At 67.9% G+C, this 18,979-nt stretch carries 18 protein-coding genes and 1 other RNA gene; 12 read left to right on the top strand and 7 right to left on the bottom strand.

Features of this window, described 5'->3' with window-relative positions; translation table 11 throughout:
* Nucleotides 1-34 precede the first annotated feature (34 nt).
* Entirely contained in the window at nucleotides 35-706 is a 672-nt protein-coding gene (locus tag HNR22_RS11485; protein WP_088949537.1) for a bifunctional DNA primase/polymerase, read from the bottom strand.
* 248 nt (nucleotides 707-954) lie between these two features.
* Here HNR22_RS11485 and HNR22_RS11480 point away from each other — a divergent pair, with 248 nt between their 5' ends.
* The 9 genes from HNR22_RS11480 (at nucleotide 955) to mctP (ending at nucleotide 10,527) form a co-directional block, all read left to right on the top strand.
* Complete coding sequence (locus tag HNR22_RS11480; RefSeq protein WP_088949536.1) at nucleotides 955-2,184, top strand: helix-turn-helix domain-containing protein; 1,230 nt, start codon at nucleotides 955-957, stop codon at nucleotides 2,182-2,184.
* Between the two features lie 16 nt (nucleotides 2,185-2,200).
* On the top strand, nucleotides 2,201-2,773 hold the full coding sequence (locus tag HNR22_RS11475) for a flavoprotein (protein ID WP_179780356.1): 573 nt from the start codon (nucleotides 2,201-2,203) through the stop codon (nucleotides 2,771-2,773).
* 82 nt (nucleotides 2,774-2,855) lie between these two features.
* Nucleotides 2,856-3,728, top strand: coding sequence for a Nif3-like dinuclear metal center hexameric protein (locus tag HNR22_RS11470; RefSeq protein WP_179780355.1), 873 nt, complete (start codon nucleotides 2,856-2,858; stop codon nucleotides 3,726-3,728).
* On the top strand, nucleotides 3,718-4,455 hold the full coding sequence (locus tag HNR22_RS11465) for a CT398-like coiled coil hairpin domain-containing protein (RefSeq protein ID WP_179780354.1): 738 nt from the start codon (nucleotides 3,718-3,720) through the stop codon (nucleotides 4,453-4,455). Before HNR22_RS11470 ends, HNR22_RS11465 begins: the two co-directional genes overlap by 11 nt.
* A 3-nt stretch (nucleotides 4,456-4,458) precedes the next feature.
* A complete protein-coding gene (locus HNR22_RS11460; RefSeq protein ID WP_179780353.1) occupies nucleotides 4,459-5,604 on the top strand; it encodes a bifunctional RNase H/acid phosphatase in 1,146 nt (381 codons plus the stop codon).
* A gap of 88 nt (nucleotides 5,605-5,692) precedes the next feature.
* Nucleotides 5,693-5,773, top strand: coding sequence for a putative leader peptide (locus tag HNR22_RS32010; protein WP_425488099.1), 81 nt, complete (start codon nucleotides 5,693-5,695; stop codon nucleotides 5,771-5,773).
* Nucleotides 5,774-5,880: 107 nt separating this feature from the next.
* Complete coding sequence (locus tag HNR22_RS11455) at nucleotides 5,881-8,337, top strand: M14 family zinc carboxypeptidase (RefSeq protein WP_179780352.1); 2,457 nt, start codon at nucleotides 5,881-5,883, stop codon at nucleotides 8,335-8,337.
* A gap of 239 nt (nucleotides 8,338-8,576) precedes the next feature.
* Nucleotides 8,577-8,819 (top strand): DUF3311 domain-containing protein, encoded by a 243-nt coding sequence (locus tag HNR22_RS11450; RefSeq protein ID WP_088949530.1) that lies wholly within the window; start codon nucleotides 8,577-8,579, stop codon nucleotides 8,817-8,819.
* 58 nt (nucleotides 8,820-8,877) lie between these two features.
* Entirely contained in the window at nucleotides 8,878-10,527 is a 1,650-nt protein-coding gene (mctP, locus tag HNR22_RS11445) for a monocarboxylate uptake permease MctP (RefSeq protein WP_179780351.1), read from the top strand.
* Nucleotides 10,528-10,710: 183 nt separating this feature from the next.
* Here the strand turns inward: mctP and HNR22_RS11440 are convergent, their stop codons facing one another.
* Entirely contained in the window at nucleotides 10,711-11,169 is a 459-nt protein-coding gene (locus HNR22_RS11440) for a MarR family winged helix-turn-helix transcriptional regulator (RefSeq protein WP_179780350.1), read from the bottom strand.
* Nucleotides 11,170-11,223: 54 nt separating this feature from the next.
* On the opposite strand from HNR22_RS11440, the gene HNR22_RS11435 reads away from it, so the two are divergent.
* Entirely contained in the window at nucleotides 11,224-12,456 is a 1,233-nt protein-coding gene (locus HNR22_RS11435) for an MFS transporter (protein ID WP_179780349.1), read from the top strand.
* Nucleotides 12,457-12,547: 91 nt separating this feature from the next.
* On the opposite strand, the gene HNR22_RS11430 is transcribed toward HNR22_RS11435, so the two are convergent.
* Nucleotides 12,548-13,309, bottom strand: a complete 762-nt coding sequence (locus HNR22_RS11430) for a sulfite exporter TauE/SafE family protein (RefSeq protein ID WP_179780348.1) — start codon at nucleotides 13,307-13,309, stop codon at nucleotides 12,548-12,550.
* 130 nt (nucleotides 13,310-13,439) lie between these two features.
* Between HNR22_RS11430 and rnpB the strand changes: the two genes are divergently transcribed.
* Nucleotides 13,440-13,855: RNase P RNA component class A (rnpB, locus tag HNR22_RS11425), an RNA gene on the top strand.
* 201 nt (nucleotides 13,856-14,056) lie between these two features.
* Nucleotides 14,057-15,604, top strand: coding sequence for a reverse transcriptase domain-containing protein (locus HNR22_RS11420; protein WP_179780347.1), 1,548 nt, complete (start codon nucleotides 14,057-14,059; stop codon nucleotides 15,602-15,604).
* Between the two features lie 456 nt (nucleotides 15,605-16,060).
* Here the strand turns inward: HNR22_RS11420 and HNR22_RS11415 are convergent, their stop codons facing one another.
* The 4 genes from HNR22_RS11415 to HNR22_RS11400 all read right to left on the bottom strand — a co-directional run bounded on the left by HNR22_RS11415 (nucleotide 16,061) and on the right by HNR22_RS11400 (nucleotide 18,808).
* Nucleotides 16,061-17,356, bottom strand: coding sequence for a hypothetical protein (locus HNR22_RS11415; RefSeq protein ID WP_179780346.1), 1,296 nt, complete (start codon nucleotides 17,354-17,356; stop codon nucleotides 16,061-16,063).
* A gap of 99 nt (nucleotides 17,357-17,455) precedes the next feature.
* Nucleotides 17,456-17,728 carry a hypothetical protein gene (locus tag HNR22_RS11410; protein WP_179780345.1) on the bottom strand — a complete coding sequence of 91 codons (273 nt, stop codon included), beginning with the start codon at nucleotides 17,726-17,728 and terminating at the stop codon, nucleotides 17,456-17,458.
* Nucleotides 17,729-17,823: 95 nt separating this feature from the next.
* Nucleotides 17,824-18,015, bottom strand: a complete 192-nt coding sequence (locus HNR22_RS11405) for a DUF397 domain-containing protein (protein ID WP_179780344.1) — start codon at nucleotides 18,013-18,015, stop codon at nucleotides 17,824-17,826.
* Nucleotides 18,002-18,808, bottom strand: coding sequence for a helix-turn-helix domain-containing protein (locus tag HNR22_RS11400; RefSeq protein WP_179780343.1), 807 nt, complete (start codon nucleotides 18,806-18,808; stop codon nucleotides 18,002-18,004). The genes HNR22_RS11405 and HNR22_RS11400 overlap by 14 nt, the downstream gene beginning before the upstream one ends.
* Nucleotides 18,809-18,979 lie beyond the last annotated feature (171 nt).

The raw sequence follows: 18,979 nt of genomic DNA, 5'->3' as shown, positions 1-18,979 counted from the left end.
CGGGCACCGGATGGAATCGTCGGCCGGGCCTGTCTCACATGCCTCGTCGGGGCAGGGGCAGGTGACCGGGGAGCAGGTCGGGGGTGAGCGTCACCCCGGTGGCGCGCAGCGCCCCGATCAACGTGTTCTGCACGAGGTACGAATCCGGGAGTTGCCAGCGGGCCTGCTCGGGGGCGACCGCCCAGCGGACAGTGCCCTCGGGCAGCCGGGTCGGCGGCGCGGGGATCCACGAGCCCGGGCCGTGCCGGACCACGTGGAAGCAGTGCTCCAGCTCCGGCCGGAGCGGGTCGCCGGGGCGGACCAGGAACATCCACCGCCCGGTGGGAGTGACCAGCACCGGCCCGCGTACGCCGGTGCCGGCGGGGTGGATCTGCACCGCGTCGAGCACGTGCCGGCCGAGGTGGGCGGGCACCTCCAGCACGTCGAAGGCCCGGCCGGTGGGCAGCAGCACCCCGTGCGGGCGGCTGCGCCACCAGGTCGCCACCCGGGCCGGGTCGGCGCTGGCAGCCAGCTCCCAGTTTTCCAGGGCGGGGTGGCAGCCCACTGTGGGACAGCCGGCCCGGCCGCAGACGAAGCGACTGCGGGCCAGGCAGGCACCCGGGGTCACCTCCCAGCCGTGTGCGGCGTACCGCATGGCGACCCGGCGCAGTCGGACCCGTTCCAGCGGCGACAGTTCGGCGACGCGCGGTGCGACATTTCCCCACATGTGTGCCATCTCCCCTCTTCTGGCCCGGCGGTCGCCAGGTCGCATGTCGAGCACCGTCACTGCCGTAACCCACGATCGTTGAGGTTGACGAACGGCTCGTGCAACTTGCACGAAAAGTACGAGGACTGGCTGTACGGCTGACGTACATCGTGTGCGACCAGCTAAAACCTGAAAGCGAACGACAGTCGCCGCACCCACGGACATCGCCTCGACTCAATGGGTCGTGGGCGGCAGGGGAGGATGGGCAGATGGACGAGCTACCCATAGGACGGCGAGTGGCTTACTGGCGAGGGCGACGCAAGATGTCCCAGCAGGTCTTCGCCGACCGGCTCGGCAAGTCGAAGAGCTGGGTGGACAAGGTCGAACGCGGCGTCCGTCGGCTGGACAAGTTCTCCGTCCTGTACGAGATCGCCGACATCCTCCAGGTGGACGTCCAACTGCTCATGGGCAAGGACCCGGAGCGCCGCACCGACGCGCTGAACTGCATCGACCAGATAGAGGTGCAGGAGATCCGGGCGGCGCTGGAACGCTACGACTCGATGAGCGCGTACTTCGACGCGGCGCCCTCCCCGCCGCCGCTGGACGACATGCGCAAGGCCGTCAACCACGCGTGGCTCACCTACCAGTACGGCCGCTACGGGATGCTCACCCGGGCGCTGCCCAAGCTGCTGCGCGACGCACAGGCGGCCGACGCCGCGTACGGCGGTGAGCGGGCCCCCGAGGCGGCCCACCTGCTCGGGCAGGTCTACCAGATCGCCTCCTCGGTGCTGCGCAAGCTCGGCGAGTGCGAGCTGGCCTGGCTGGCCGCCGACCGGTCGATGGCGGTGGCCCAGCGCGCCAACGACCCGCTGCTGGCCGGGATCGCCACCACCCGCGTGTGCGCCGCCCTGGTCGCGATGGGCCGGGCCCGTCCCGCGCTGGAGTTGAACGTCCAGATCGCCAACCGGCTGGCACCGGGCGGCAGCAACGAGGTCTCCCCGGCCCGGCTGTCCGTCTACGGGATGCTCCTGCTCCAGGGTGCGATGGCCGCCTCCCGCATCGGTGACACGGCCAGCGTCGACGACCTGATCAACTGCGCGCAGGAGGCCGCCATCCTGCTCGGCGGCGACCACAACCACTACTGGACGTCGTTCGGCCCGACGAATGTCGAGCTGCACCGGGCCGCCGCCGCTGTGGAGCTGGGCGACGGCGGTCGGGCCGTGGAGGTGCACCAGCTGCGCATCGCGGAGCCCTCCTTCAACGCGCTGCTGCCCGAACGCCGCGCCCACCACCTGCTCGACATCGCCCGCGGGTACGCCCAGATCGGCGACGTGGCGAACGCCGGCGAGATGCTGCTGCTCGGTGATCGACTCGCTCCGTCCGAGATTCGTTGCCGTCCGATCGCGCACGAGGTGATGTCGGACATCCTGCGTCGCACACGTGGTGCGCCGCCTTCTCCGGTAGCGGAGTTGGCTGAGCACATGGGAGTAGGGGTATGAGCGCGGAGCCGGTTTGATGGCCGGTCCACCGTGCACCAGCGGGCGCCGCGAGGTGCTCTACGTCATCGCCTGCGGTTCGCCGTTGGCACGGCACGTCGGCCGTCTGGTCGACCTTGCCCAGCAGGATGGTTGGGACGTCTGCGTGGTCACCACGCCGGACGGCGCGAAGTTCGTCGACCAGTCGGCACTGGTTCGGCAGACCGGCCACCCGGTGCGGACGCACTACAAGAATCCCGGTGACCCGGACGTGCTGCCGCCCGCCGACGCCATGATCGTCTGCCCGGCCACCGTCAACACGGTCAACAAGTGGGCGGCCGGGATCACCGACACCCTCGCGCTCGGGCTGCTGATCGAGGCGCAGGGCAAGGGCGTCCCCATCGTGGCGGTGCCCTACACCAATGCGGCGATGGCCTCCCACCCGGCGTTTCGGGCCGGGGTGGCCCGGCTGGCCGAGTGGGGTGTCACGGTGCTCTTCGGTGATCACGTGATCGCCCTGCACCCGCCGGGAACGGGGGAGCAGCACCTGTCCGTATTCCCGTGGGCGAAGCCACTGGCCGCGCTGCGCGCCGTCCCGGTGAGCGCCGCCTAGCGCTCCCGGCAGGGCTCCCACTCGGCGCGGCCGGGCCGGGCGTCGCCGCCCCGCGGTCCCCACGGCGGTAAGCTGGGCCGCCGTGAGCACAAGCGGATCCGCGCCGACGGTGACCGACGTCGTGGCCGAGCTGGAACGGCGCTATCCGCCGGTCTGGGCCGAGGAGTGGGACCGGGTGGGCCTGGTGCTCGGTGAGCCCTCCGCCCCGGTGCGCCGGGTGCTCTGCGTGGTCGACGTGGTGCCCGAAACGGTCGCCGAGGCGTTGGCCGCCGAAGCCGACATGATCGTCGCGCATCACCCCCTGCTGCTGCGCGGGGTCTCGTCGGTCGCTCCGACGACCTTCAAGGGGCGGATCATCCACCAGCTGATCCGGGCCGGGGTGGCGCTCTACGCGGCGCACACCAACGCCGACGTGGCCTCCCCGGGCGTCTCGGACGCCCTCGCTGCCCGGTTCGGGCTGACCGGGCTGCGCCCGCTGCTGCGGCCCGCGCCCGGCTCACCCGCCCACGGCGACGACCGGGGCTTCGGGCGGATCGGCGAGCTGCCCCACCCGATGACCCTCGCCGAGCTGACCCGGCACGCCGCCGCCGTGCTTCCCGTCACGTCCTGGGGAGTTCGCGCCGCAGGGGATCCCGGGCGTATGGTTCGTACCCTCGCCGTCAGCGGCGGGTCGGGGGACAGCTTCCTCGGCGCCGCGACCGCCGCCGGGGTGGACGCCTTCCTCACCGCCGACCTGCGGCACCACCCGGCCGGCGAGCACCTCGCCGCCGATGGTCCCGCCCTGATCGACGCCGCCCACTGGGCGACCGAACGACCGTGGCTGGACGACCTGGCCGCCCTCCTCCGGGAGGCGCTGGGCGTCGAGACGCTGGTGTCCGACCTGGACACCGACCCGTGGACCGTGCACGCCGCCGCACCCGTTGTGGACGACAAGGAGCCCGACCGTGAAGGCTGACCCTCAGGCGCAGCGCCGCCTGCTCGACCTCCAGGCGATCGACACCAACCTCGCCCAGCTCGCCCACCGCCGGCGGACGCTGCCCGAGCGGGCCGAGCTGGAGTCGCTGGCCCGGGAGTTGTCGTCGCTGGAGGACGAGCGGGTCCGCGCCCAGGTGGCGGTCGACGACCTGGACCGGGACATCGCCCGGCTGGAGAAGGACGTCGAGCAGGTCCGGGTCCGTAAGGAGAAGGACGAGAACCGGCTGGCTGCCGGCACCGGCCCGGCCCGGGAGCTGGAGGCCCTCCAGCACGAGCTGGTCTCGCTGAACCGGCGCCAGGGTGACCTGGAGGACGCCGAGCTGGAGCTGATGGAGCAGCGGGAGACCGCGCAGGGCGTACTGGAGGGCGTGGAGCAGCGGCTGGCCGACACCCGCGACAAGCGGGCCGCCACCGAGCAACGCCGCGACGAGGCGATGGCCGAGATCGCCAAGGAGGAGGAGTTCAAGCGCGGGGCCCGTCAGCCACTCGCCGCTGACCTCCCGAGCGACCTGGTCAACCTCTACGACAAGATCCGCGCGGACACCGGGCTGGGTGCCGCCCTGCTCACCGCGGGCCGCTGCGGCGGGTGTCGGTTGGATCTCTCCGGTGCCGACCTGGCCCGGATCCGCAAGGCCGCCCCGGACGACGTGGTCCGCTGCGAGGACTGCCGGCGGATCATGGTCCGCACCAACGAGTCGGGTCTGTAGGTCGTGGCACCGCGGGTGGTCAGCGTCGAGGCCGACGGCGGGTCCCGGGGCAATCCCGGCCCCGCCGGCTACGGCGCGGTGGTGCGTGACGCGGAGACCGGCGCGGTGCTCGCCGAGCGCTCCGAGTCGCTTGGCACGGCGACCAACAACGTCGCCGAGTACCAGGGGCTGATCGCCGGGCTGACCGCCGCAGCCGAGCTGGGAGCCGCAGAGGTGGACGTCCGGATGGACTCCAAGCTGGTGGTCGAGCAGATGTGCGGCCGGTGGCAGATCAAGCACCCCGGCCTGCGGCCCCTCGCCGCCCAGGCGGCCGGGCTGGTGGGCCGCTTCGCCGCGGTCCGGTTCACCTGGATCCCCCGCGAGCAGAACCGGCACGCCGACGCGCTCGCCAACGCCGCCATGGACGCCGCCGCGGGCCGACCCCCGTCGGCCCCGACGACGGGCCAACCGCCGGCGACGCCCGCGACCGGCAGTGACCCGGCGACAGCGCCCGCGTCCTGGGAGCCTCGGCCGAGCTTCACGGCCACCCGGCTCATCCTGGTCCGGCACGGCGAGACCGAGTACACCGAGCAGCGGCGCTACTCCGGCCGCGGCGACGTGCCGCTCTCCGAGAAGGGCCGCGCCCAGGTCCGCGCCACCGGCGCCCGGGTGGCCGAGCTGGCCCCGTCCGTCGGGGCCGTGCTCAGCTCACCGCTGTCCCGGTGTACGGCCACCGCGGCGTCGATCGCCGAAGCGCTCGGCGGCGACGTGCCGGTGCGCACCGAGGACGACCTGATCGAGTGCGACTTCGGCCAGTGGGAGGGTCGCACCTTCACCGAGGTCCGCGAGCGGTGGCCGGGGGAGATGGACGCCTGGCTCGCCTCACCCCGGATCGCCCCGCCGGGCGGGGAGTCGTTCACCCACGTCGCCGAACGCGCGCACCGCGTCGTCACCGGGCTGCTCAGCGCGTACCCCGGGGAGACCGTGGTGGTCGTCTCGCACGTCTCGCCGATCAAGCTGGTGCTGCGCGACGCGCTCGCCGCAGGCGACGGCTTCCTGCACCGGCTCTTCCTGGACGCGGCCGGCATCTCGGTGCTCGACATGTGGCCCGACGGCGGCGTCGCCGTCCGTACGGTCAACGACACCGCCCACCTCGCGAAGATCGATTAATTCCCATCTGTCGGGAGGGTTCTGGGTCGAGGCCCGAACATGTGGGGAACCTGTTGACAGTGGATGGACCCCGCTTCAAGATCGGTTCGTGCGAAGCGTTCACCTGACGAAGCGGGGTCACATCGACCTCCTGCGCGTCGCCAGCGCGGCCTGTCGACGCTCCACCTGACGCCGGGTTCCTCCCTCCCTCGCACGCTGCAGGCGTTTCCCATCCCCGCTGGTCTCCGGCCCGGTGGCGCGTTCGCCTGCGCGTACCCTCCGACAGGAGATCCGTTCATGCTGTCCGCAAGACCTCTCGCCCGCCTCACCGCGACCGCGGTGAGCACCGCACTGCTCGCGACCATGGCCCTGACCGGGCCGGTGTCCGCCAGCGCGCTGCCCACGGTGCCGTCGGTCCCCGTCGACCTCTCCGACGTACGGGGCTATCCCCGGCAGAGCACCCTCCCGGTCTGGCCGGACAACCCGGCCGACGCTTCCATTCCGATCGGCGTGATTCCGTACGACGAGATCGCACCGAAGCTGAACGCGCTCCAGCGGGCCAGCAACCGGGTCTCCGCCCGGGTCGCGGGGAAGTCCGCTGGTGGTTACGACCTGTACGCGGTCACCGTGACCGCGCCGGAGAGTCGCGCCGAGGCACGGCAGCAGGAGACCTGGAAGCGGCTCATCGAGGACGAACCCGCCCGGGCGCAGCGGGACCGCAGGCTGCTCGCCGGCTACAAGACGCCGCTCTTCGTCAACGCCAACATCCACGGCAACGAGTGGGAGGGCACCGACGCGGCGCTGCGGGTCATCGAGGAGTTCGCCACCGACCGCAGCCCGGAGGTCGCCGAGCTGCTGCGGCGCAACCGGCTGGTCTTCAACATCACGTCGAACCCGGACGGTCGGGTTGCCGGCACCCGGGCCAACTCGGCGGGCTACGACCTCAACCGCGACCTGACCATCGTCGCGCAGCCCGAGACCAACCTCATCCGTGACCTGATCATCGACACCAAACCGATCATCACGCTGGACCTGCACGGGTACGTCAACCCGACCCTTCTGCACCCCAGCACCCCGCCGCACAACGTCAACAACGAGTACGACCTGTACATCAAGCACGGCCTGCCCAACGCGTTGGCGATCGAGGAGGGCCTGCGCGGTCTCGGGTACGCCGAGACCCAGCGGGCACGGATCCCCTTCCGCGACGACGAACCGGGCGTCTGGGACGACTTCCCACCGATCTACGTACCGTCCTTCGCCATGTTGCAGAGCAGCATCCCGTACACGATCGAGGCCCCGCTGAACCCGCGCGGCAGCACGCTCACCCCCGCCGAACGGGTCCGTCGCTCCGGTATCAACACCGACGTGCACGAGGTGGCCATCCGCACCTCGCTGCGTTACATCCAGGACCACCGGGCCGAGGTGCTGCACGACCAGGCCGAGGTCTACCGGCGGGGTCTGGCCGGTGAGCCGCTGCGCGACATCCCCGACGGCTATGTGCCGGGCTGGGGTCCGGAGGACAACTACAACACCACCTTCCCCCGGGCGTACGTCATCCCGAGCGGCGCCGGGCAGCGCTCCGAGCCGGCCGCGGCCCGCCTGGTCGACCTGCTGATCGACAGCGGTGGCCGGGTGTGGCGGGCCAATACGGACTTCACCGCTGGCGGCAACCGCTACCAGGCCGGCTCGTACGTCGTCGACCTGCACCAGCCCAAGCGCGGCCTGGTCAACTCGCTGCTCGAACCGGGTGCCGACATCACCGACCGGGTGAACGACCTGTACGCGGGCCCGGCCGCCTGGAGCCAGGGGCTCACCTGGGGCGCCACAGTGGACACCGTGTGGGACAACCTGCCCCGGGTACGCCTGGAGCGGACCTACGACGGGCGGGCCGAGGGCACGCTGCCCGCCGGTCGGTCCGACCTGCGCCTGGACCTGCGCGACGCGGCCGACCTGCTCGCCGTGAACTCGCTGCTCGCGAAGGGCGTCAAGGTCCACCGCCTCGCGGACGGGTCGGTGGTCGTCCCCGGCACCCCGGCCAACCGGAAGCTGGCCGCTGCCGAGGTCCGCGCCCACGCGGTCAGCTTCGAACGCGCGCCGGCCCGTTGGCAGGGCACCCCACTGGACCGGGTCGTGGTCGGCTACCTCGGCATGGTCGAGGAGCGCGACACCCTCGCCGACCTCGGTTTCGAGGGCCGGGAGTTGACCGCCGCGACGCTGGTCGGCACGCTGACCGACGACGTCGACGTGCTGCTGGTCGCCAACAACGTCAACCTGGCGACCCTGACCGCCGAGAACCGGGCGGCCCTGGACCGGTTCCTGGCCCGGGGCGGCGGCGTGGTCGGCCTGGGCACCGCCGGGGCGTCCCTCAGCAACGACGCAGGGCTGCTGACCGTGACCGCCACCGCGGCGCCGAGCCTGGCGAGTGGGGTGGCCAACATCGTCAACAACGGGGGACCGGTCACCACCTCCGCCATCCCGCACGCGTTCATCAGCCAGCCCGTCTGGTTCACCGACCTGGGCGCAGGCGTCGAGGTCGAGCAGTCGTACGCCGCCGACCCGCTGCTCTCCGGCTGGTGGGCCACCGAGGGCGCCAACGGTCAGGTGGCGGCGGCCAACCAGGCCAGCATCGTGCGGGGCGTCTCCGCTGCCGGAAACGGCGTGGTGCTGTTCGGCACCGACCCGACGTTCCGCCTGCACCCGAAGGGTTTGCAGTCGCAGCTCGGCCGGGCCGTGCTCTGGGCGGCACAGCGGTGACCCCGACCGGGTGAGCCGACGATCGGCAGATGTGGGGCCCGGGTGCCGAGCGCACCCGGGCCCCACGCCGTCGTCGGCCAGGTGCACCCGCTCATCCGCCAGATCGCCCGGCCCGCCGTTCGGCGCAGCCGGTCGGCCGTTCGGCGCAGCACCCTCCGGGCGGGTCGGGTGACCGCCGTCACAGAGTCGTAGCCTCCGGCCGTTACATCGAGAGCCACGACTCCCCGGAGGTGTGTCAGATGGCTGCACCGGAACCGGAGGCGCCGACCACGGCGCCAACCAGGGCGAAGGACCACAGTCCCTGGAACTGGTTGCTCTTCATTCCCATCGTGGTGCCGCTGATCCCGGTCTTCTTCAATGGCGACTCGCCCCGGGTCTTCGGCTTCCCACGCTTCTACTGGCTGCAACTGGCGTTCATCCTGCTTGGCGTCAGCACCACGACGCTGGTCTACCAGATGACGAAGAAGCGGGGAGACCGGTGAGCGCGAGGAGTGAGCCGGGTTTGCGAGCCCCGCAGTCGCGAACGAAGGAGGTCCAGTGATGTGGCGTGACCATCTCACCGAGATCATCGTCTTCTCGTTCCTCTTCCTGCTGGTGAGCGTGATGGGCTTCGTGGCCGCGCGCTGGCGGGCACCGAAGGACATGGCGCACCTGGACGAGTGGGGGTTGGGCGGGCGCAGCTTCGGCGGCTGGATCACCTGGTTCCTCGTCGGCGGTGACCTCTACACGGCGTACACCTTCGTGGCGGTGCCGGCGCTGATGTTCGGTGCCGGAGCGGCCGGGTTCTTCGCCGTGCCGTACACCATCGTGATCTACCCGCTGGTCTTCCTGGTGCTGGTCCGGCTCTGGTCGGTGTCGCACCGGCACGGGTTCGTCACGCCGGCCGACTTCGTCCGCAACCGGTTCGACTCGCCGGTGCTGGCGCTGCTGATCGCGATCACCGGAATCGTCGCCACCATGCCGTACATCGCGTTGCAGCTGGTCGGCATCGAGGCGGTGCTCAAGACGATGGGGGTCACCGGCGACAACGCGCTGGCCCGGCACCTGCCGATCATCATCGCGTTCGCCATCCTGGCCGCGTACACCTACCAGTCGGGGCTGCGCGCGCCGGCGCTGATCGCGTTCGTCAAGGACAGCCTGATCTACATCGTCATCCTGGTGGCGGTCGTCTACCTGCCCTACAAGCTGGGCGGCTGGGGTGACATCTTCGCCGCCGCGGACGCGAAGTTCGACGCCTCGCCCAACCCGAACGACGGCATCCTGCTCAACGGCAACAACCAGCTTCAGTACGTGACGTTGGCGCTCGGCTCGGCGTTGGCGCTCTTCCTCTACCCGCACAGCATCACCGGTGTGCTGGCCAGCCGGAACCGCGACGTGATCAAGCGGAACATGTCGGCGCTGCCGGCGTACAGCCTGCTGCTCGGGCTGATCGCGCTGCTGGGCTACATGGCCATCGCGGCCGGGGTGAAGCCGTTGCCCGGGGCTTCTGCCGGCAGCGTGGACAACAACACGGTCGTGCCGCTGCTGTTCGACCAGCAGTTCCCGGACTGGTTCGCCGGTGTCGCGTACGCGGCGATCGGCATCGGCGCGCTGGTGCCCGCAGCGATCATGTCGATTGCGGCGGCGAACCTGTTCACCCGCAACATCTACAAGGAGTACCTGAAGCGGGACGCCTCCCCGGCCCAGGAGGCCAACGTCTCGAAGATCACCTCACTGGTCGTGAAGGTCGGTGCGGTGGCCTGCATCGTCTTCCTCGACCCGCAGTTCTCCATCGACCTTCAGCTGATCGGTGGCGTGATCATCCTTCAGACGCTGCCGGCGGTGGCGCTGGGTCTCTACACCCGCTGGTTCCACCGCACCGGCCTGATCGTCGGCTGGGCGGTCGGCATGGGGTTGGGCATGTGGATGCTCTACCAGGTGGCCAGCCCGACCAGGAAGCACTTCGGTGGCTCGGCGTTCCCGCTGTCGGAGTTCGGGTTCGACACCACCAGGACGATCTACGTCGGCATCGTGGCGGTGGCGGTCAACCTGGCCGTCGCGGCACTGGTGACACTGGCGCTGCGGGCCGCGAAGGTGGACGAGGGAGTCGACGGCACCACGCCGGACGACTACTTCGCCGACGAGGGCGACCCGCGCATCACCCCCGGCACCGATCGCGACGCCGACTCCGCCCGGGAGCCGGTCGCCTGAGATCGGGTACGCGCCCGGGTGCCGACGTGGTCGGTGCCCGGGCGCACCTGTTCCGCCGCGATCGTGCGGGGTGTCGTCCGGCCGCTGCGGGTGTTGCTCGGACGCTGTGGAGCTGATGTCGCAGACGAATCAGGGGCGTTTCCCGCCGCTCAGGCGCATTTCGGCTCAGGCGCGTTTCGGCAGTCAGCGGGGGCGGCTGCGGGAGACCAGGGCCTGGTTGAGGCGGCCCAGCAGGGTTGCCAGGGTGGTGCGGTCCTCGGCGCTCCAGTCGGCCAGCATGTCGCCGTAGAGCCGGGTGCGGGCGTTCTGCACGGCGGCCATCCGCTGGAGCCCGGCCGGGGTGGGGGAGATGACCGTGCCGCGGCCGTCCGTCGGGTCGGGGGCGCGCACGATCAGGCCGTCGCGTTGCAGCGCGGACACCTGCCGGGTGACGGTCGAGCCGTCCAGATTGAGCCGGGCGGCGAGCGCGGAGACGTTCTGCGGGCCGGCGGTGTCCAGGTGACGCAGGATCACGTACGCCGCCCGGTCGAGCACCCGGTGCTCGGCGGTGCCGGTGGCCCGCCGGGTCGCCTCGCCGAAGCGCATCAGCAGGGCAACCTCAGTCTCGATGCGGCCGAGGGTGATCTCGTCGTCGTCACTCATAGCTGTATGATACAGAATAAGTACCTGTACCATACAGCTAGTTGAGGAGTCGGAGTGGATCGGCGTTCCGAACCGAACCGCAGTGCCATCTACGCCACCGTCCTGGTGGCCTTCCTCGCCATCGCCGGCATCGCCGTCGTCGACCCGATCCTGCCCGCCATCGGCGAGGCGATCGGCGTCACCGCCTGGCAGGTCGAGCTGCTGTTCACCGCGTACATCGCGGTCATGGCCCTGGGCATGATCCCGGCGACCCTGGCCAGCGGCCGCTTCGGCTTCAAACCGGTGCTCATCACCGGCGTCTCCGTGGTCGGCCTCGCCGCGATCCTCGCCTCGTTCAGCGACAACATCGTGCAACTCTCCGTGCTGCGCGGCGTCTGGGGTCTGGGCAACGCGATGTTCTTCGCCACCGCCATGGTGGTGCTGGTCAACCTGGCCATCGACCGGGAGTGGGTGGTCGGCCTCTTCGAGACCGCCCTGGGCATGGGCTTCGCCGTCGGCCCGCTGATCGGCGGCCTGCTCGGTGAGATCAGCTGGCGGCTGCCGTTCTTCGTCTGCGGCGTCTTCATGGTCCTCGCCCTCGGCGTGGCCTCCCGCAAGCTGCGCGAGCCCACCAACCGCCAGGCCCCGGTACGCGTCGGCCAGATCTTCGCCACCTACCGCCGGCCGGCGTTCATCGCCCTCTGCGTGGTCACCGCCGCGTACAACTTCGTGTTCTTCGTGGTCCTCGGCTACACGCCGCTCTTCCTCGGCCTGGACGTCATCCCGCTGGGGCTCGCCTTCACCGGCTGGGGGCTCGGCCTGGCCGCCGGCATCATGGTGATCGGCCACCGGCTGGCCCACCGGATCGGCGCTGTGCAGACCGTCGGCGTGGCCATCGCCGGGCTGCTGGTCTGCATGGTCCTCTTCGCCACCTCCAGCAGCACCGCCGAAGCGCTCGTGGTGCTGGTGCTCGCCGGACTCTGCATGGGCCTGGCCAACGCCAACCTCACCGACCTGGCGCTCGGCCTCGGCTCCAGCGACCGGCGCGTCGCCACCGGCGCGTTCAACCTGGTCCGCTGGGGCGCCGCCGCGCCCGCACCGATCATCTCCGGCAAGCTCGCCGAGCACTCGCTGTCGCTGCCGTTCTGGGTCGGCTTCGGGGTGCTCGCCGTCGGCGTGCTGGTCTACCTGGCCTTCGCGCACCTGATGGCCGCCGGCTACGGCGAACGTGTCCTCTGGTCCCGCTGGAACCGAGCCGCCGCCGACACCGAGAAGGCCGCCGAGGAGCCGGTGGGCGAGGTGTACTGACCCCGTCTCAAGATCCGCGCACTTTCCGGGAAACTGCTGCCTCGACGCGCGCTGAGGCAGCAGTTTCCCTGAAGTTGCGCGGATCTTGGCGTCAGCTCAACGCGCGCCAGAGCAGGTAGAGGCCGATCGTCGTACCAAACACCACGATCACCGTCTTGAGCAGCACCGACGGCAGCCGGCGGACCAGCCGGGCACCCGCGTACCCCCCGATCAACGTGGCCGGCGCGACCACCGCGACGGCCGCCCAGTTCACCGGGCCGAACAGGGCGAACACCACGAGCGTCGTGAACCCCACCACCGCGGACAGCAGATTCTTGATCGCGCTCACCCGCGCCAGGGTCGCGTCCAACACCAGGGCCAGGCCGGCGACCAGCATCACCCCGAGCGCCGCACCGAAGTACCCGCCGTACACCGCACCGAGCCCGACCATCGTCTGCACCGCGACCGTCCGCTGCCGGGGCGACATGTCCCGGGGGTGACCGACCAGCCGGCGCAACGGGTCCTGGAAGGCCAGGATCGCTGTCGCGCCGAGGACCAGAAAGGGTACGACCAGCTCGAACGCGCGGGCCGGCGTGGCCAGCAGCAACAGCGCCCCGAGGATCGTGCCGACGATCGTGGTGGGCACCAGCGTGGCCAACGCGCGGGGACGCGGCAAGTCCTGCCGGCTACCCGCCACGCTGGCCAGGTACCCGGGGAACACGGCCACCGAGTTGCTGACGTTCGCCGGCACCGGGGGCAACCCGACCGCGATCATCGCCGGGAAGGTGATCAGGGAGCCACCACCGGCCACCGCGTTGACCGTGCCAGCGGCGAGACCGGCGGCGAGCAGCAGCGCGGCGTGGGAGAGATCCATAGCCCCACGAGGCTAGCCCCCGCCTCATCGGCCGGATCCGCCGGACCACTGCCCTTGAGCTGCTCGATCTTGCCCAGGTGGGGCGGCAATACCGGGAGCTGGCACGTCGTTAGGATGAGGGAGCGACGGACGAGTCGACCGGGCGGTCGCGTCGGCGGGCTCAAGCCCGCCGCCGAGGAACGTCCGGACTCCACAGGGCAGGGTGGTTGTTAACGGCAACCCGGGGCGACCCGCGGGACAGTGCCACAGAAAACAGACCGCCGACCCCAACGGGGACGGTAAGGGTGAAACGGTGGGGTAAGAGCCCACCAGCACCCCGGGTGACCGGGGTGGCTCGGTAAACCCCACCCGGAGCAAGGCCAAGCAAGGGCCGTCACCGCAAGATGACGACCCGGCGCAGACGCTTGAGGGCTGCCCGCCCGATGTCTGCGGGTAGGCCGCTGGAGCCTGCCGGCAACGGCAGGCCGAGATGGATGGCCGCCGCCGGCGCAAACCCTTCGGGGTACGCGTCGCGCACAGAATCCGGCGTACAGGTCGACTCGTCCGTCGCCCACCAGCTCAGCCGCTAATAGATGACGGTTAACCTGCCGTTTCTTCGGGCGCTACCGGTGGTCCTTGGTCACCTTTGGTCAGCATCCAACGGCCCAGCGGCGGCCCCGACGGCGCAGAGACGGCCCAATAGTGGCTGGCCAAGTCGGGTGACCTCAGCGAGGATTGGGGTCTTGCCCGATCGAGGGAGGTTGCGTCGTGTCTTGGGCCTCATCACTGGACCTGGATAAGGCTCTGATTGCATGTCACCAGGACTTGCTGGGTGACTGGTTCCGTGACCCGTGGGGCTGGCCCGAGTTGGACTGGGTAGTTGCTACTCGACGTGACCTCATAGAGGAGCGCCTAGAAAGCACTGATGTGCGGGCCATCTCAAAGATTGATGTCCCAAAGGAGAATTTCGGTATCCGGCCGGCGATGGTGATGGACCCGCTGGACCGACTTGCCTATCAGGCGCTTGTGGGTCACCTCAGCGTGCCGTTGATCGGCGGGATGCATCGCAATGCGTATGGCTGGCGGCTCCCGGTAAAGGGTATGACCGCAGGCCTCTATTCTCCAAACGACAAGCAGTGGGGAAATTACCGTTCCTACTTGTCGCTCTTGGCCGGGGAGTTCGATGTAGCACTCAAAACCGATATCGTTTCCTGTTTCGCAAGCATCCCGGTCGAGCGGCTGATCGAGGAGATCGAGGGCAAAGTTACTCGGGCGAGCGCTCGACCCATCGTCGATCATCTTGTCCCTCGTCTTAAGAGTTGGACCAAGGTCTCTGGCCGGAGCGGTATCCCTCAACGCTTCCAGGCATCAGCCGTGCTCGCGAACCTATACTTGTCTCAGCTGGACGAGGTACTGGAACACCATTCATCCGAAGTTGACTACGACTCGGGTAAACGGCATAGCTTCGTCCGATGGATGGACGATGTGTGGCTCTTCGGTGAGGATGCCGGCAATCTACGCCACGCGCAGGTCGAGATCAACAGTGCGCTTAATGACATGGGCCTGCATATGAACTCCGGAAAGACTGAGCTGCTGGAGGGGAAGCAGGTAGCCCTCAGCGCTCGTGAGGTCGAACATAGTGCGATCGAGGAGGAACTCCTGTTCGGCAAGCTTCTCCTCAAGAAAAAGCTTGTAACTAAGCGCCTTGATGAGTTGGTGGAGCGACTAGTTGATGCCAAAGAAACCGCGAGTCGCACCTCTTTGAAGTTTGCTACTACCCGGATGAGAACCTACAAGCACTTTGTGAAGGTCGACAGTTTCATGGAAGTGGCTATGCGAATGCCGCAAGGCGCTGACTCACTAGCGCGGCTCTTCCGGGATGCCAAGAGGACTGGCGGCATGGAGGACTGGTACATCGACTACCTCGGAAAGCCATGGTCTAAGGTCGAGTGGGCGGCGGCGCAGCTCGGCACCATGTTCCCCTCGCGCGGCAAAGTAGGTCGGCCGATTCAAGAGGAATTCGCCTCCATTCTGTCCCGAGGCGGTTCGTCGCTGCCCATGACTGCCGTGGCTGCCCAGCGCCTTGCCAAGTGGAACCGCAAGGAGGCGCGGGTCGTAATTGCAGAGGCCGTGAAACGCGCTGAGAACCCCCTACACCGGCGCGTCCTTGCCCTTGCAGGTCTAGAAGCTGGCTGCTCCCAGACCAACGTCACCAAATGGCTCGGTGAGTTCCCTGAGAACGCGGTGACCCTAGAGTTGCTGCGGGACCGGTCATTTAGAAAGCTCCCCTTGAAGCCGGATTTCGCTGGCAGCTAACCGCTTGCCAGCAAGAGTTCCCCGATCTGCGCTGGTATAGCCGCGCCTATAGGATGTGTCCCCAAGTCGGTCGATTTAATGCCGCGTGCCGCAATGAGGTGCGGTTCGTGGTCTGGTTCGAAAACGATCCTGGATGCGCACCGGGCCCTTGCGAAGGCCACTGGGAGGCGTGCCAGGAACACTTGACGACGCTACTTGAAGGGCGCAACACTTGGACTGAAAGCGGCAAGGCTGTCATCGTTGCTCGCTACGAGCCGATAGAGGACGAGCAGCCGCCGTTTTGAATCCAAGGGAGACCTTCTTGTGCTTAAGTCGGCTCACGCTCGTCGGTGGCCCAGGCCCACGCCATCTCACCGCTGACTGCTTCAGCTAGCCAAAAGCGACCGTCAGGCCGACACTAACTCCGCACGGTCGGGCGGCTTCGGCCGAATCAGGACGCCAATTTCGGTAGATCTCTTACTCCTTATGAAACTTAAAGTCCATCGCAAAAGACCACACTTCATCGAGAATTGCAGTCTCGAATTGTCCCGTCTTTTGACTACAAATGCGTATTACTCCTAGCGTGAGTGGCCAGTGGGCAATTGACGTAACGGCCATGAGTGCGATATCGCCATTTAGGCCTACGTCAGGCCCACGGTAGTATTCATCAAGGACGCCCTTCATTACTAAGTTCCATGCGAGACGTGCAGTCTTACGGGCAACACGATCACGAATCCCAGCCGCCTGCATTACTGTTTCCACTCGAATGGTATCGGGGTCAACAATATACTCAAGGCTCGCGTACATGAAAGCTGAAGCCAGCAAATGGTAGCTGGCAAAAAACGAGCGCACCGGGTTTGCCTCAACTAAACTACAGTGCACCTCGGTCAGCTTAAAATATTCATCAGAATTGCAGGTTATTCGGGCCCATAGCATCCTATGCAGAATGGTTATCTCCCGACTCGGAACAAAGTTGTCCTCCGGAACGACTGCAACTGGCGGCGCATTCTTTGCTTGGGGGTCAGCCGGGCCGAACTCCACCTGCACTAGGTCCCGTTGGCCAAACAAGAGGAACTGCTGGGTAAGGTCATACCGGGACCAGATGGTGACTCTAAGCCTTTCGGAGCTTAGCTCGTCGGCGATCTGCACGAGCGAGGGATGGGTTCCGGGATGGTTCACCACAAAAGTCCACTGAGTGACCCCTCTCGACTCATTCCAACATTCAATAAAGCGATTGAAATCTTTCTTCATCTTCGATCTTGCAGCAGTGATGCTCACTGGCGTCTTTGGTCCGTACACAGCAAAGGACATCCGCTTGGAAGACAGGTATCCGTCGCAGCCGAGGTCCCCTTCGTTTCCAATGGCGGCAGTTGAAACGTAGTCCTGGCTATGAATCGATCGCATAATGCGATCAAACAGCTCTTGAAATGCTTCGCCGGAAGATCGCTGGTATTCAAGCTCCAGGCGGAGCTTGTATAGGTTTTTCACCCACTCCGGTGCGTCTTTTAGCCAACGCCGCTTTGTCTGCTTCTTGGCCATAAAGAACGCCACCTCCGTGCCGCATCCGTTGCGACGGACAATAGCATTCACATCGCTGCCATCCCGTCTGCCGTCGACCCGCCCTGCTGGGAGAGCGGGCCGCCGCCCGGCCCGCCGCGGCAAGTCAGAGGCGAATTGATGCTCCCACTGCTTCACGAAACCAAGGCGGGAGTACCAGGTCACCGCGGCGTTGGCGTCCGTGGTCCGGAGCACAGGCGCAAGGCGTTCGGTCATCCAGGCAGTCTGGCACCTAGTTGCGATGAGAGGGCCCTGCGTTGATCGGACGTGCCCTCGTGCTGCGTCGCAACGGCCGGCCATCGGACTACTCGGCGATCACTCGTCGTCGGCGCGCGGAGCTGTGCCACCTGCCCCGCCGGAGGTGCGTCCCGGCAGAAGGACTCTGCCTAGGATCAGGCCGCCTGCAACTGCGATCAGTTGGCCAAGGAAGATCCCAAACGGGGCAACGAAGATTGCCCCGATGACGACGGTGAACCCGACGGCGATCAAGGCGCCACCGATGGCGAGGGTCACGCGGCGCGTCGTCACCTTTTTTGTCATGGTCTCCCAGTCAAGCAGTTCGTCACCACTGCCCGGCATCCCGTCCACCGTCGACCGCACTCCCTGTGGAGCGGGCTTCGGCCCGCGCTCCCGTCCGCCAAACGGACCCGAGCCGACGGGCGCTGTCGCGCGTCCGGCGTAGGTTACGGCCGCTCGGCAATCTGAGCGACGAACGCTCGCCAGGCAGTCGGACCGAAAATTAGTGCCGGGCCGGCAGGGTCCTTGCTGTCCCGAACGCCGACGACGCCGGCCAGGTTGTCGGCGACTTCGACGCAGTTGCCTCCGGACGATCCGCTGCGCCGGGACTTGCGCCAGGTGGCGTTAGTGAGGTCCATGATCGCTGTGCACTTCCTTCATCAGCTCGTTGGACTGTCGGCGCGGGAGCGCTTCGTTCCGCACGTTCTCCCACCTCGTCTGAAGAGTATGTAGCCCATCTTCGTTGTCGACCACGATCCCGCCTAGCTGATTTTCGAGGTGCCCGACCCAGGTTCCGTCGCCGGCCCGGGCCAGCGCGAACGGTCCGGACAGCCCGATGTGGAGGCCGGCTCCTGCCGGGATCACGTGCACGTGAACGTGCGGCAACTCTGCGACGGTGATGAGGTGCGCGACCTGCTCCGCCATGATGCCGGCGTGCTCGTCGCCGGCGCGACGAAGCGTGGATTCATCCAGCACGGCTACCACCTGAGGCGGCGTGTCACCGGTCAGGATTTTGTGTCGGCTCATGCGAGCGCTTACCTGTTGGTCTACTTCGGTAGCTGACATGAGGTCGTTCAAGCGCATCACCACGCGGGCGTAGTTCTCGGTCTGAAGTAGGCCAGGGATTAGTAGTGGCTCGAAAAGGCGAAGTTGTCGCGCGCCGCGCTCGGCGTCCAGCCACGCCAGGAACCACGATGGTGCGCCGAGTTTCACCACCAGTCGTCCGAACAGCCCGTCGTTACTGAAGGCGCGGTCCGCTCCCCGGATGAAGTCGATCGTTAGCGCCCGGGTGCCGCTCTCCACGGCGCTGACATGCGACGCGCTGAAGCCCGCTGCCCGGCCGAACGCCTCTTGCGTCATCCCGGACGCTCCACGAGCGCGGCGGATCTCACTCACGATGAAGTCCGCGAGGGGACTTGGCACATCAGCCATGCAACGCTCCTCAAATCGGAGATCGGCTTCCCGAGATTCCCCACGGGTTGGGCCTGTTCCGCCAGGTCAGCCCGGACACCTGGGATGCCTTCCGAGCGTAGTGGTCTCCACAGCAGAGTGTCACCAAGTGGCGCGGCCGGTAGGGATCGAGGTCCGGCGGTCGCGTTCGTA

Origin of the sequence: Micromonospora jinlongensis (genome assembly GCF_013410645.1) — a bacterium.
In the GTDB taxonomy this organism is placed as follows: Bacteria; Actinomycetota; Actinomycetes; order Mycobacteriales; family Micromonosporaceae; genus Micromonospora; species Micromonospora zamorensis.
This window is presented reverse-complemented; position numbering and strand designations above follow the sequence as displayed.

Bases quoted from the DNA above. Each gene is read 5' to 3' on its own strand.
- HNR22_RS11430 (WP_179780348.1), bottom strand. From the start codon at position 13,309: ATGGATCTCTCCCACGCCGCGCTGCTGCTCGCCGCCGGTCTCGCCGCT.
- HNR22_RS11400 (WP_179780343.1), bottom strand. From the start codon at position 18,808: ATGGCTGATGTGCCAAGTCCCCTCGCGGACTTCATCGTGAGTGAGATC.
- HNR22_RS11405 (WP_179780344.1), bottom strand. From the start codon at position 18,015: ATGGACCTCACTAACGCCACCTGGCGCAAGTCCCGGCGCAGCGGATCG.
- HNR22_RS11455 (WP_179780352.1), top strand. From the start codon at position 5,881: ATGCTGTCCGCAAGACCTCTCGCCCGCCTCACCGCGACCGCGGTGAGC.
- HNR22_RS11475 (WP_179780356.1), top strand. From the start codon at position 2,201: ATGGCCGGTCCACCGTGCACCAGCGGGCGCCGCGAGGTGCTCTACGTC.
- HNR22_RS11415 (WP_179780346.1), bottom strand. From the start codon at position 17,356: ATGACCGAACGCCTTGCGCCTGTGCTCCGGACCACGGACGCCAACGCC.
- HNR22_RS11440 (WP_179780350.1), bottom strand. From the start codon at position 11,169: ATGAGTGACGACGACGAGATCACCCTCGGCCGCATCGAGACTGAGGTT.
- HNR22_RS11450 (WP_088949530.1), top strand. From the start codon at position 8,577: ATGGCTGCACCGGAACCGGAGGCGCCGACCACGGCGCCAACCAGGGCG.
- HNR22_RS11480 (WP_088949536.1), top strand. From the start codon at position 955: ATGGACGAGCTACCCATAGGACGGCGAGTGGCTTACTGGCGAGGGCGA.
- mctP (WP_179780351.1), top strand. From the start codon at position 8,878: ATGTGGCGTGACCATCTCACCGAGATCATCGTCTTCTCGTTCCTCTTC.
- HNR22_RS11485 (WP_088949537.1), bottom strand. From the start codon at position 706: ATGTGGGGAAATGTCGCACCGCGCGTCGCCGAACTGTCGCCGCTGGAA.